This window comes from Saccharopolyspora sp. NPDC003752, assembly GCF_053605825.1.
Genome location: NZ_JBSGJZ010000060.1, coordinates 1 through 12,492, shown reverse-complemented (window position 1 = coordinate 12,492; position 12,492 = coordinate 1). Strand labels below are relative to the sequence as shown.

Annotated in this window: 10 protein-coding genes; 4 read left to right on the top strand and 6 right to left on the bottom strand. The window is 71.8% G+C overall.

Features of this window, described 5'->3' with window-relative positions; genetic code table 11:
- Nucleotide 1: 1 nt before the first annotated feature.
- A complete protein-coding gene (locus ACWEV3_RS40415) occupies nt 2-589 on the bottom strand; it encodes a biotin transporter BioY (protein WP_452618973.1) in 588 nt (195 codons plus the stop codon).
- Nucleotides 590-1,078: 489 nt separating this feature from the next.
- Here ACWEV3_RS40415 and ACWEV3_RS40410 point away from each other — a divergent pair, with 489 nt between their 5' ends.
- A complete protein-coding gene (locus ACWEV3_RS40410) occupies nt 1,079-1,948 on the top strand; it encodes an LLM class flavin-dependent oxidoreductase (protein WP_452618972.1) in 870 nt (289 codons plus the stop codon).
- A 351-nt stretch (nt 1,949-2,299) separates the two neighbouring features.
- Here ACWEV3_RS40410 and ACWEV3_RS40405 read toward each other — a convergent pair whose 3' ends face one another.
- The 3 genes from ACWEV3_RS40405 to ACWEV3_RS40395 all read right to left on the bottom strand — a co-directional run bounded on the left by ACWEV3_RS40405 (nt 2,300) and on the right by ACWEV3_RS40395 (nt 6,629).
- Nucleotides 2,300-4,462 (bottom strand): ATP-dependent DNA helicase, encoded by a 2,163-nt coding sequence (locus ACWEV3_RS40405; protein WP_452618971.1) that lies wholly within the window; start codon nt 4,460-4,462, stop codon nt 2,300-2,302.
- A gap of 235 nt (nt 4,463-4,697) precedes the next feature.
- A complete protein-coding gene (locus ACWEV3_RS40400; RefSeq protein ID WP_452618970.1) occupies nt 4,698-5,267 on the bottom strand; it encodes a nicotinamidase in 570 nt (189 codons plus the stop codon).
- A gap of 57 nt (nt 5,268-5,324) precedes the next feature.
- The gene (locus tag ACWEV3_RS40395) at nt 5,325-6,629 is read right to left on the bottom strand and encodes a nicotinate phosphoribosyltransferase (protein WP_452618969.1); all 1,305 of its coding nucleotides are present in this window, start codon (nt 6,627-6,629) and stop codon (nt 5,325-5,327) included.
- 111 nt (nt 6,630-6,740) lie between these two features.
- Between ACWEV3_RS40395 and clpS the strand changes: the two genes are divergently transcribed.
- From clpS to ACWEV3_RS40380, 3 genes are all read left to right on the top strand, one after another.
- Nucleotides 6,741-7,034, top strand: a complete 294-nt coding sequence (gene clpS, locus ACWEV3_RS40390; RefSeq protein ID WP_010693751.1) for an ATP-dependent Clp protease adapter ClpS — start codon at nt 6,741-6,743, stop codon at nt 7,032-7,034.
- Nucleotides 7,035-7,598, top strand: a complete 564-nt coding sequence (locus ACWEV3_RS40385) for a DUF2017 domain-containing protein (protein WP_358576359.1) — start codon at nt 7,035-7,037, stop codon at nt 7,596-7,598.
- Between the two features lie 90 nt (nt 7,599-7,688).
- Entirely contained in the window at nt 7,689-9,689 is a 2,001-nt protein-coding gene (locus tag ACWEV3_RS40380; protein WP_452618968.1) for a neutral/alkaline ceramidase, read from the top strand.
- 313 nt (nt 9,690-10,002) lie between these two features.
- Here ACWEV3_RS40380 and ACWEV3_RS40375 read toward each other — a convergent pair whose 3' ends face one another.
- Both ACWEV3_RS40375 and ACWEV3_RS40370 read right to left on the bottom strand, forming a co-directional pair.
- Entirely contained in the window at nt 10,003-10,914 is a 912-nt protein-coding gene (locus tag ACWEV3_RS40375) for a TAXI family TRAP transporter solute-binding subunit (RefSeq protein WP_452618967.1), read from the bottom strand.
- On the bottom strand, nt 10,911-12,284 hold the full coding sequence (locus ACWEV3_RS40370) for an ATP-binding protein (RefSeq protein WP_452618966.1): 1,374 nt from the start codon (nt 12,282-12,284) through the stop codon (nt 10,911-10,913). The genes ACWEV3_RS40375 and ACWEV3_RS40370 overlap by 4 nt, the downstream gene beginning before the upstream one ends.
- Nucleotides 12,285-12,492: the final 208 nt, after the last annotated feature.

Genomic DNA, 12,492 nt, shown 5'->3' with positions numbered 1-12,492 from the left:
CTCAGCCCCCGGCGGTGGCGCGGCGCGCCGAGCCGGTCAGCGTCGCCGGGAGGGCGCGGTGCACCGCGACGGCGACGAGCGAGACGGCGACGAGCTTCAGGGCGTCGCCGGGGAGGAACACCAGCGACTGCACCGCCGCCGCGCGCAGGTCGCCGATGACCATGCCCCAGTACGGGATGCCGATCAGGTAGTCCACGGCCACACCCGCGACGTTGGCCGCGAGCAGCACGAACAGGCCCGGTTTCGGCAGGCCGCGCTGCACGATCAGGCCGACGACGACCGCCGCCACCACCCAGCCGATCACGAAACCGCCGCTGGGCCCGATGAACGGCGCGAGGCCGCCACGACCGCCGGAGAGCAGCGGCAGCCCGATCGCCACCAGGGCGAGGAACAGCAGCGTGGCCGCGCCGCCCCGGCGGGCGCCGAGGATGCTGCCGGCCAGCAGCGGACCCGCGTTCTGCAGGACGATCGGCACCGCCGCGCCGCCGAGGTAGAAGCCGGGGAAGATCCCGAGGACGGCGATGAATGCGGCGAAGACCACAGTCCTGGCCAGGTTCGCGGCGGGCGCGGCTTGGCGTGGTGCGGACACGACGTCTCCCTAGCGGTTGATCGACAACATGGCCGACCGGCTGCGCTGCCGGGCCGGGCTTCGCGCCGCGCCTCCTCCTCGACTGCCTCCCGCCTGGCGGGACCTTCCCCACCAGCGGTTCTCGTCGAATCGGGCGGCGTCGGCGGCCCGATGAGCGCGGCGAGCTCAACCTACCCGCCAACCCCGCCGGAACAGAAAGCCGAACACCGAGTTGTCGATCTCCTACAAAACCGCTGGCACCGCTGGCTTTTTGTCCGGTGGGAGCCCGCGAGCGTTTGTGCTGCTGTGGCGACACACCACACGCATGGTTCCTGACCAGCGAAAACGGGTCAGCTGGGCTTGTGGCGTTCGTGTTAGCGCGTCATTCGGGTCCGGTTGCGCCGAGCACCAGCGGCGCCGTGGCGGAAGGCGCTTACCCGGGATCGGGGTGGCGGCAGGGCTGCCGAAATTCGATTGCGCTGCGTGTCGGGTCGTGCGCACTATGTATCGGTGCGCTTTTCGATCAACATCCCGAACTTCGGCGATTTCGCCGATCCCGCAACGGTTGCGAAGGTGGCCGTGGCGGCGGAGCAGGCGGGCTGGGACGCGTTGTTCGTCTGGGATCACCTGGTGCACGACAAGGACGAGCGTCGAGGCCAGCCGTTCGGCGACCCGTGGATGCTGCTGACCGCCGCAGCGCTGGCGACCTCCCGGCTGAGGCTGGGGACCCTGGTCGCCGCGGTCGCGCGGCGGCGGCCGGAGCAGCTGGCCCGTCAGGTGGCCACCCTGGACTCGCTGAGCGGCGGCAGGGTGATCTTCAGCGCGGGCCTCGGCGGGCCGATCGACGGCGACTTCGCCAGCTTCGGCGAACCCACCGACCCGGTGGTGCTGGCCGAACGCCTCGACGAGGGACTGGGCCTGCTGCAGCGCTACTGGTCCGGTGAGCCGGTGAACCACCGCGGTCGGCACTACTACGTCGATGACGTGACCCTGCTTCCTGCGTCGGTGCAGCGTCCTCGTCCGCCGGTCTGGATCGGCGGGGTGTGGCCGAACCGCCCGCCGATGCGCCGCGCCGCGCGCTGGGACGGCGTGGTCCCCTTGTTCAAAACGGCCGGCCACGGGCACCCGCCGCGCGTCGATGAGGTGCGGGAACTGGTCGGCTACGTCCACCGGCATCGCACGGATCGCCGGTCCGAACCCTTCGAGGTCGTCGTGGGCGGTGTCAGCCCGGGCAACCCCGCGGCGGCGCGCGACCTGATCGGACCGCTGGCCGAGGCCGGTGCCACCTGGTGGGACGAGCGGCTGCTCCAGACCAGCGACGACCTCCACCGGCTCGAACCGGTGCTCGACCGCGTCGCACAGGGCCCACCGGCCTGGTAACCACCCGCGACCGCGGCGATCACGACACCTGACACCCGAACCCCGGCCCGCGCCGTCCCAGACCCGGGATCACCGCAATTTCAATGAGCGTTTTTCATCCTGGTCGGCCCGCAATCGCGGGTCGTAAAGCTGCACGTCGATGGGCTGTCGCATGCGCCGCAGGCGCATAGCCCACCTACGACGCCGGCACCGCCGCGGGTTCTCAGAGGCTTCCTGGCGAGGACGGCCCTGACGCCGTGTATTGGGCATACATAAGTCAGGGCACCCACAGTCCAGGGAGCCTCTGAGGTTCCGCTACCCGCACCGCCACGCAAATCGAGGTTGGAAAACCTCAATGAAATTGCGGCGCTCCTAGACCTCCGCTGCGGCTGCGGACAGCCTTCGCAGGGCTCCGCGCACGACCTCCGGGTCGTGGGTGGTCCAGAACGGCGGCAGCGAGGCGCGCAGGAAACCGCCGTAGCGGGCGGTGGCCAGGCGCGGGTCCAGCACCGCGATCACGCCGCGGTCCTTCGGCGAGCGCAGCAGCCGCCCGGCGCCTTGCGCGAGCAGCAGCGCCGCGTGCGTGCCCGCCACCGTGATGAACCCATTGCCGCCGCGCTCGGAAACCGCCTTCTGGCGGGCCGAGGCCAGCGGATCGTCCGGCCGCGGGAACGGGATCCGGTCCATGATGACCAGCTGCAGCGAATCGCCCGGCACGTCCACGCCCTGCCACAGCGACAGGGTGCCGAACAGCGAGGTCTCCGGGTCTTCGGCGAACTTGCGGACCAGGAGCGCGGTCGAGTCGTCGCCCTGGCACAGCACCGGCGTGCTCAGCCGTTCGCGCAGTTCTTCCGAAGCCTGCTTGGCGGCGCGCATCGACGAGAACAGCCCGAGCGTGCGCCCGCCCGCGGCCTGCACCAGCTCGGTCAGCTCGTCCAGGTACTGCGGCGGCAGCCCGTCGCGGCCCGGGGGCGGCAGGTGGCGGGCGATGTAGAGGATGCCGCTGCGCTGGTGCTCGAACGGCGAACCCACGTCCAGTCCGGTCCACTTCGGACCGCCGGCGTCGGAGGGAACCTCCTTCGCGGTGGCCATTCCGGCGGCGGCCTGGGCCTTCTGCTGCGGCGGCAGGCCCCACTGCCGGGCGAGCGTGTCGAACGAGCCGCCGAGCGCCAGCGTCGCCGAGGTCAGGACCGTGGTGCGCTGCCCGAAGAGCCGGTCCCGCAGCAGCGCGCCGACTCCCAGCGGCGCGACCCGCACGGTCGGCGGGCGATTGGGTTCCGCGGACACCCACACGACGTCGTACTGCTTTTCGTCGTCGAACGCTTCCAGGAGCCGCACCGCGGTGTCATGGATCTCTTCGGTGAGGGCGTGCGCGAGCTTGCGTGCGGTGCTGCCTTCGGCGTCTTCCTTGCGTTCCGGGCCTAGCGCGTTGATGCACGCCCAGGCCGCGTCGCGGGTCACCGTCAGCGCGCCGCCGAGGTCCTGCGGGAGTTCTTCCAGCCGACCGGGGTTCGCCGCCTGCAGCACCAGGTCCAGGCCTTCCGCGGCCTCGGCGAGGCGGTCGGCGATCTCCTCGTCGATGGCCCGCCCGCAGCGGCGCGCCGCGAGCCGCACCGCCCCCGCGGTCAGCTCGCTGGTGGCCGCCGAGGTCACCCGGTCCACCAGGTCGTGCGCCTCGTCGACGAGGACGACGTCGTGATCGGGCAGCACCGGCCGGTCGTCCAGCGCGTCGATGGCCAGCAGCGCGTGGTTCGTCACGACGATGTCCGCGCGCCCGGCCTCGGCCCTGGCGCGCTCGGCGAAGCAGTCGACGCCGACCGGGCAGCGGTGCACGCCGAGGCATTCCTTGGCGGTGACCGACATCTGCCGCCAGGCCTGGTCGGTGACGCCGGGCACGAGCTCGTCGCGATCGCCGGTCTCGGTCTCGGTGGCCCACTCCTGGATCCGCTTGACCTGTCGTTCCAGCGCGGACGCGGCGAAGGCGTCGAACAGCGCGCCGTCGTCGGGCTCCTCGGGCGCGTTGCCGTGCACGCGGTTGAGGCACAGGTAGTTGCGGCGGCCCTTGAGGATCGCGAAGGTCGGGCGGCGGCCGATCGCCTCGGCGAGCGCGGTCGCCAGCCGGGGGAGGTCCCGGTCGACGAGTTGGCGCTGCAGAGCGATGGTCGCGGTCGAGACGACCACCGTGGTGCCCTCGGCGACGGCGTGCCGGATCGCGGGGACCAGGTACGCCAGCGACTTCCCGGTGCCGGTGCCGGCCTGCACGGCCAGGTGTTCGCCGGAGCCGATGGAGTGCTCGACGGCGGCGGCCATGTTGGCCTGGCCCTCGCGCGGCACGCCGCCGACCGCGCTGATCGCGATCTCCAGCAGCGTCGCCAGGTCCGGGATGTCCTGCTTGGGCTTGGCCGTCAGCGGCAGTTCCGGCGCCTCCCGCTTGCCCGCCTTGGCGAGGTCGGCGGCGATCTCCGGTGGCAGCTCGTCGTCTTCGTCGGGCTCGAACGCAACCGGGTCGGACCATCGCGGGACAGAGGTGGGCACGAGAAGAAACTACCGCGCACCCCTGTCCAAGAGCCCCGATGCCCCCGCGCTACCGCAGCGGCTCGTAGTCGTGGTCCGGGAAGGTCTGGCGTACCCGATGTCGAAGCGCTGGAAATCGCAGACAGCCGGCCGGACATCACGGCAAGGTGGCGTCTCTGCAGGTCAGGGCTCGTGCGTGTGTTGGATCGCCATAGCGCTCCAAAGTGCTCACGAGCCCTGAGCAGCGGAAACGCAGCTACCGGACGACGGGTTCGCCGACGAGGTTCACGCCCGCGGCGTCGAGCTCCGAGAGGGCCGCGTCGACCGTCTCGCGGGAGACGCCCGCCGTGAGTTCCAGGAGCACCGTCGTGTCCAGGCCGGCCCGGACCGCGTCGAGCGCCGTCGCCCGGACGCAGTGGTCCATCGCGATGCCCACGACGTCGACCCGGCGGACGCCGTGGTCGGCCAGCCAGTCGCGCAGCGGCCGGTCCCGCAGGTCGATGCCCTCGAAGCCCGAGTAGCCGGCGCTGTACTGGCCCTTCGAGAACACCGCTTCCACCGGGCCCACGTCCAGCTCCGGGTGGAACGCCGCGCCGGGAGTGCCTGCCACGCAATGCCGCGGCCAGGAGCTGACGAAGTCCGGCTCGTCGCTGAAGTGCGCGCCCGGGTCGATGTGGTAGTCCCGGGTGGCCACCACGTGGTCGTGGTCGAATCCCGCGAGGTACCGCGAGATCTCCTTCGCCACGTCGACGCCGCCGGCCACCGCCAGCGAGCCGCCCTCGCAGAAGTCGTTCTGCACGTCCACGATGATCAACGCTTTGGTCATCACGTCCCCCCTTGCCGTTACCGCAATTCTGGAATGCCGCCGGGCCTGGCAGGAAGCTCAGGCCTCGTGGAAGACCGTTGGGATCGCCGGTTCGCCGTGCGAGAGCTTGAGGCCTTCCCACGGCAGTGTCACCAGCGCGTGCCGCAGCCGCTGCCGGTCCTCCTCCAGCGTCGGCACGCCGTCGGCCCGCTTCCCGTCCCGGATCAGCGGGATCTGCAGGAACCGGTCGTGCGGCCCGAGCACCGGCTCGGAGGCGCCCGGCGCTACCTGGTACACGACCTCCTCCACGGCGGTGCCGGTCTCCTTGTACCGCCGCACCGCGGCCTTGCGGCCGCCGCGGGACGTCTTGTGCGAGCTGCGCTTCGCGACCGGACGGCCCTCGACCTCCACCAGTTTGTAGACCATCTCGGCGGTCGGCGCGCCGGAACCGGTGACCAGCGCCGTGCCCACCCCGTAGCCGTCGACGGGCTCGGCGCGCAGCGCGGCGATGGCGTACTCGTCGAGGTCGCCGGAGACGACGATCCGGGTGCCCGTCGCGCCGAGCCCGTCGAGCTGGTCGCGGGCCTGCTGGGCGAGCACGCCGACGTCGCCGGAGTCGATCCGGACCGCGCCCAGCCCGGTCCCGGCGACCTCCACCGCGAGCTCGATGCCGCGGGTGATGTCGTAGGTGTCGACCAGCAGCGTGGTGCCGGTGCCCAGCGAGGCGATCTGCGATTCGAAGGCGGCGCGCTCGGAGTCGTTCAGCAGCGTGAACGCGTGCGCCGCCGTGCCCGCGGTCGGGATGCCGTAGCGGCGGCCCGCCTCCAGGTTCGAGGTGGCGGTGAAACCGGCCAGGTAGGCGATCCGCGCCGCGGCCACGGCCGCTTCCTCGTGCGTGCGCCGCGAGCCCATCTCGATCATCCGCCGGCCGTTGGCCGCCGACACCATCCGGGCCGCCGCGGCGGCGATCGCGCTGTCGTGGTTGAGGATCGACAGCACCAGCGTCTCCAGCACCACTGCCTCGGCGAACGTGCCGCGCACGGTCAGCAGCGGGGAGCCGGGGAAGAACAGCTCGCCTTCGGGATAGCCGTCGACCTGCCCCTGGAACCGGTAGTCGCGCAGCCATTCCAGGGTCGCGTCGTCCACCACGCGGGTGGCCGAGAGCTGTTCGAGTTCGGCCTCGCCGAACCGGAAGTTCTCGATCGCGTCGAGCACCCGGCCGGTGCCGCCGGTGACCCCGTAGCGGCGGCCGTCCGGCAGCCGCCGGGTGAACACCTCGAAGGTGCACGGGCGGTGCGCGGTGCCGTCCTGCAGCGCGCTCGCGAGCATCGTCAGCTCGTACTGGTCCGTCAGCAGCGCGGTGCTACCCGTCGGAGAGCTCATGCCGCAGAGATTACGTGGTGGTCGGCGCGCATTCGCAGCGCGAACCCCGTGCGTGCCGGGTTTGCCCGTGCGGTCGACACTGCTGTGACGGCCGCGTGCGACGATGGGGCCATGACCTCGCCCGCTGAAATCGAGCGCGCGCAACTCGAACCGGATGCACTCGGTACCGAGGACAAGCCGTGGGTGACCGTGGTGTGGAACGACCCGGTCAACCTGATGTCCTACGTGACCTACGTGCTCCAGAAGATCTTCGGTTACACCCGGGATCATGCGACGAAGTTGATGCTGGACGTGCACCACAAGGGCAAGGCGGTGGTTTCCTCGGGCTCCAAGGAGAAGGTCGAGGGAGACGTGGCGAAGCTGCATGCCGCCGGCCTGTGGGCGACGATGCAGAAGGATTCCTGAGTGGAAGGCTGGACCCGCAAGAACGGTCACGTGCTGGCCGAGCTGTCGCAGCAGGAGGCCGCGGTCATCCGGGGTCTGGTGGGGCAGCTCAAGGACATGCTCGCCGCCCGCGCCGACGAGGCGCCGAAGGACGAGCTGGCCGAGCTGACCGGCATCCGCACCGGGCCGACGACACCGCCGGAAGACCGCGTGCTGGCGCGGCTGCTGCCGGACTTCTACCGGCGCGACCCGATCACCGGCGAGACCGACGAGGAGGAGTCGGACGCCGCCGGAGCGATGCGGTCGCTGCACGAGCCGGGGCTGCTGGAGGCCAAGACCGGGGCGGCCGCGCTGGTGCTGGAGACGTGCCCGCCGATGGGCGGCCGGGTCAAGCTGACCGGCGAGCAGGCCGACGGGTGGCTGGCGGCGCTCAACGACGTCCGGCTTGCGCTGGGCACGGCGCTGGACGTGGACGAGGACATGCCGGACGACGTGCCCGACGACGACATGCGCCGCGAGCACCTAGGCGTCTACCAGTGGCTCACCTGGGTCCAGGACAGCCTGGTCGGCGCCCTGATGGCCTGACCGAGCCCTTGGCAGGGTGAACGGGATCACGTAGCCTCCCCTCGATCAAGAACGTGAATTTGGTTCGCATTCATCGAGGAGTGCAGGCCCATGCCCGTTGCCAGGAGACGTGTGCTGGCCGCCGCCGCGGCGGCACCGCTGGTCGCTTCGGCGCTCGGCGGCACCAGCGCCGCCGCTGAACCCGCCCGCCCGACCGGCTACCTGGTCGGCCGGGGCATCGCCGACGTGACCGGCCCGGCCGCCGAGAACGGCATGATGGGCTACTCGATGCCCCAGCAGCAGACCGCGGGCATCCACCTGCGCACCCTCGCGCGCGCGTTCATCGTGGCCGACGGCGACAAGCGCATCGCGTTCGTCACCGCCGAGCTCGGCGCGCTGTTCCAGTCGGTGCACCAAGGGGTTCTGCGCAAGCTCGCCGAAACCCGCGGCGAGCTCTACACCGAGCAGAACGTGCTGCTCAACGCCACGCACACGCACGCCGCATGCGGTGGCGACTCGCACTACGCCGCCTACGACCTGTCGATCCTCGGTTTCCAGGAGCAGACCTACAACGCCGTCGTGGACGGGATCGTCGAAGCGATCTCCCGAGCGCACGACGACCTCAAGCCCGGCACCCTGCACCTGGGCCGGGCCGTGCTGACCGACGCCAGCGTGAACCGGTCGCGCAGCGCGTTCGACCTCAACCCCCGAGCGGACAAGGACCACTTCCCGCTGGCCATCGACCCGGCGGTCACCGTGCTGCGCTTCGCGCAGGGCGGGCGGGACGTCGGCGCGATCACCTGGTTCGCCACCCACGGCACCTCGATGACCAACGAGAACCGGCTGATCAGCTCGGACAACAAGGGCTACGCGGCGTTCGCCTGGGAACAGCGCGGCGACGACTTCGTCGCCTGCTTCGCGCAGACCAACTCCGGCGACATGTCGCCGAACCTGGACCTGGCGCCCGGTTCCGGTCCGACCGACGACGAGTTCGAGAACACCCGGATCATCGGCGATCGCCAGTTCCGCGCCGCCAAGCGCGCTTTCGACGCGGCGCGGGAGCAGATCGGCGGCGCCGTGGACCACCGGATGTGCTTCGTGGACATGTCGAAGGTCACTGTGGACGGTCGGTTCACGCCGGACGGCGAGCAGCACTCCACCTGCACCGCCGCGATCGGCGTGTCCATGCTCGCCGGAAGCCGCGAGGACGGGCCCGGACTCCCGATCCCCGAGGGCATCCGCAACCCGTTCCTGGACTGGCTCGGCGGCGCGGACGCGCCCATCCCGGCGGGGCTGGCGGACGAGCAGGCGCCCAAGCCGATCGCGGTGCCCTTCGGCGCGATGAAGCCCTACCCGTGGTGCCCGGAAGTGCTGCCGCTGCAACTGATCCGGATCGGTCAGCTGCACCTGGTGGCCGGGCCCGCCGAATTCACCATCGTGGCCGGGCTGCGGATCCGCCGCGCCGTCGCCGACGAGCTGGGCGTGCCGCTGGAGAACGTGCTGGTGCAGGGCTACGCCAACGCGTACAGCCAGTACGTGACCACGCCGGAGGAGTACGACGCGCAGCAGTACGAGGGCGCCTCCACCCTGTTCGGCAGGTACACGCTGCCCGCCTACCAGCAGGAGTTCACCCGGCTGGCCGCCGCGATGCGGTCCGGGAAGCCGGTCCCGCCCGGGCCGACCCCGCGCGACCTGCGCGGCAAGCTGATCAACTTCCAGCCCGGCGTGGTCTTCGACGACAAGCCGCCGGGCCGCGAATTCGGCGACGTGCTCACCGAACCCGCCAACCGCTACCGGCGCGGCGAACAGGTCTCGGCGGCGTTCGTGACCGGCCACCCGAAGAACGACCTGCGCCGCGGCGGCACCTTCGCCGAGGTCCAACGCCAGGTCGACGGCGAGTGGCGGCGCGTGGCCGACGACCGGCACTGGTCGACGAAGTACCACTGGGCGCGCAGCGGTGTCGCGACCTCGACGGCGACGATCACCTGGGACGTCCCGGACAACGCCCCGGCCGGCCGCTACCGGATCGTCCACCGCGGCAACTGGAAGAACGGCTGGAACGGCTCGATCAACGCCTTCACCGGCGCCACGCAAACCTTCGTGATCACCTGAGATCCGCCGACCGTCGACAACGCCGCCCCGACGCGGAGGTCACCGAGCCTCCCGATGCCAGACGAAACCGGGCGTGCCGGGTCAGCTGCGGAGACCGCCGAGAATCCCGGTCTTTGGGGGCGTTTCGGAATGGGGTGCGGGCACGCATGAGGTGTGGTCGCCTGGAACGCAGGACGCCGGTTTCGCGCGAAACCGGCGTCCGCGTGAGGGCGGGACGCCGTTTTCGCGCGAAAACGCCACCCGTCAGGCACCGGGCGCCTTCGGATGAGCCCTTCTGAAACGACCCATCGGGAGGTTCCTCCGTGCGGCCGGGTCAGCCGTGGAGGTCGCGGTAGGCGCGTTCGGCGCCGGGGTGCAGCGGCACCGCGCCCGTGCCGATCAGGTTCCGGACGTCCAGGAACTGGGTGCCCACCGTCTGCTGCGGGACCAGGAACGGCGCTCGCAGCACCAGGACGCGGACCACCGCTTCGGCCAGGTCGGTGGGGAGTTCCGGGGTGCAGGCCAGGATGTTGGGCACGCCGACCGTCGGGATCCGGCTGGTCCGCCGGTAGGCGCCGGGCGGCACCAGCACCGGGTCGCACAGCGGGCCGCAGCCAGCCTCCGCCGCATCGAGCGGCAGCAGGCGGATGCCGACCCGGTCGTCGAGCGTCTTGAGCACCGGCGTCGGCAGGCCGCCGGACCACAGCAACGCGTCGATCCGGCCGCGTTCCAGCGCGTCGATCGCTTCTTCCAGCGGCAGCGATTCGCGGCGCACCCCGGGATGTGCCGCCAGCAGGTTCGCCCCCAGCAACGCAGTCCCGGACTTCGGCGCGCCGATCGACACCGTGCGTCCGGCCAGCTCGGCGAGGCTGTGCACGGGACTGCCGGCCAGCACGACGAGCTGCGTGTAGTTCTCGTACACCTGACCGAGGGCGCGCAGCTCAACCCGGGGGCCGAGATCGCCGTTCTGCGCCGCCGCCGCGGTGTGCGCGAGCACCATGCCCAGATCGGCCGACCCGTCGCGCAGCAGCTCGACATTGGCGACGCTGCCTTGGCTGCTCAGCACCGGCATCCGCAGGCCGGGCACCGCCGCGGAAACCTCGGCGGCCAGCTGACCGGCGAAGGCCGTGTAGAAGCCGCCCGGCTCGCCGGCGGCGATGCGCAGCGTGCGCTCGGGCGTCCGCCCGGTGCAGGCGCTGACCAGCCCGGCACCGGCCAGGGCGAGCAGGGCTCGGCGGCGAATCACGTCTCCTCCCGGACCGGCAGGTCGAGCCGCACCGACAAGCCGTGCGGCCGGGCGGGCTCGATTCGCAGCGAGCCGCCGCGCGCGGTCACCAGCCGGTCGGCGATGGCCAGCCCGAGGCCGGAACCGCGGCTGCCGCGATGCCGCCCGGCGCGCCAGAAGCGTTGCGCGGCAAGGGATATCTCCGCATCGGACAGGCCGGGGCCGGTGTCACTGACGGTGAGCGCGCAGCTGCCCGGCCCGGCCTCGCAGCGCAGCGACACGGTCGCCGCAGATCCGGCGTACTTGATGGCGTTGTCCAGCAGGATGTCGAGGATCTGGGCGAGGTCGTCGGCCGGGAGGTCCGCCTCGGCGTCGTCGAGCCGGGCCTCGGCGAACCGGACCCCGGCCGCCTCGGCCGCCGGCCGCCACGCCTCGATCCGGTCGGCCGCCACCGCCGCCACGTCGCTGGGCTCCACCGCTGACCCGCCGGGTTCGCGATCCGCCGTGGCCAGGGCCAGCAGCCGGTCCAGCAGCGACTCCAGCCGGTCCACCTCGTCCAAAGTGGACCGGTAGGTCTGCGCTCCTTCGGGCGTGATCCGCCGTTCCAGCGCGTCGACCCGCAGGCGCAGCGCGGCCATCGGGTTGCGCAGCTGGTGCGACGCGTCCGCGACGAGGCGCCGCTGCTGCTCCTCGGCGTCCGCGACGGCCTCCGACATGCGGTTGAAGGACACCGCCAGCTCCCGCAGCTCCGGCGGCCCGGCGTCCTCCGGAACCCGCGAGCGGCGCGATCCGGCGCCGACCGCCCGAACCCCGGCCCGCAACTCAGCCAACGGCCGCAGGATCCACCGGGCCAGCACCAACGCGAGCAGCCCGCACACCACCAAGGCGCTCAGCGCGCCCGCCACGATCAGCGCCCACCGCGAGGCGATGTCCTGCGTCGCGTGCTGCACCGAGGCGCGCAGCACGACCGCGCCGGTCACCCGGGTGCCGTCACCGACCGGCCGGTACCGGATCAGCTCGCCCTCGGACCACGGTCGCAGCCACGGCACCGGCCCGGCCAGCTCGTTGCGCAGCGCCTTGTCGATCGACTCGGCGACGTCGGTGGCGCGCATGCCGCCGGTTTCCACGACCGGCACGCGAGTGGTGTCGACCACGACCAGCGGCTCGCCGTAGAGCTCCGCGTAGCGGCTCGCCTCGGCGCGCAGCTGGGCGGTGTCGCCGGTGCTGAACGCGTGGTCGGCGAGGGCGGCGAACCGGTCGAGATCGGCGGTGCGGGCGAGCACCAGCTGCTGCGTCCGCTCCGCGGCGGTGGCGCGCAGCAGCGGAGCGGCGAACCCGGCCACCGCGAGGACCGAGAAGGTGAGCAGCACCAGCAACAAGCGTCGGCGCATCAGCGGTCACCGAGCCTGGTCACGGGCCGTGAGCACGGCGGCGAATCCGCTGGGCGGCCGTGCGGGGAGGAACGTCGATTTCGCGCGAAATCGCCGACGCGAGTGCCTGGGAGGTGGCGGTTTCGCGCGAAACCGCCGTCCCGCGTGCCTGGCGGTGGCGGGAGATGGGAAGAGGGTGGGGGTGGGTAATAGGTTTTGGAGTTGTGGG

Bases quoted from the DNA above. Each gene is read 5' to 3' on its own strand.
- ACWEV3_RS40395 (WP_452618969.1), bottom strand. From the start codon at position 6,629: ATGAGCTCTCCGACGGGTAGCACCGCGCTGCTGACGGACCAGTACGAG.
- ACWEV3_RS40400 (WP_452618970.1), bottom strand. From the start codon at position 5,267: ATGACCAAAGCGTTGATCATCGTGGACGTGCAGAACGACTTCTGCGAG.
- ACWEV3_RS40370 (WP_452618966.1), bottom strand. From the start codon at position 12,284: ATGCGCCGACGCTTGTTGCTGGTGCTGCTCACCTTCTCGGTCCTCGCG.
- clpS (WP_010693751.1), top strand. From the start codon at position 6,741: ATGACCTCGCCCGCTGAAATCGAGCGCGCGCAACTCGAACCGGATGCA.
- ACWEV3_RS40380 (WP_452618968.1), top strand. From the start codon at position 7,689: ATGCCCGTTGCCAGGAGACGTGTGCTGGCCGCCGCCGCGGCGGCACCG.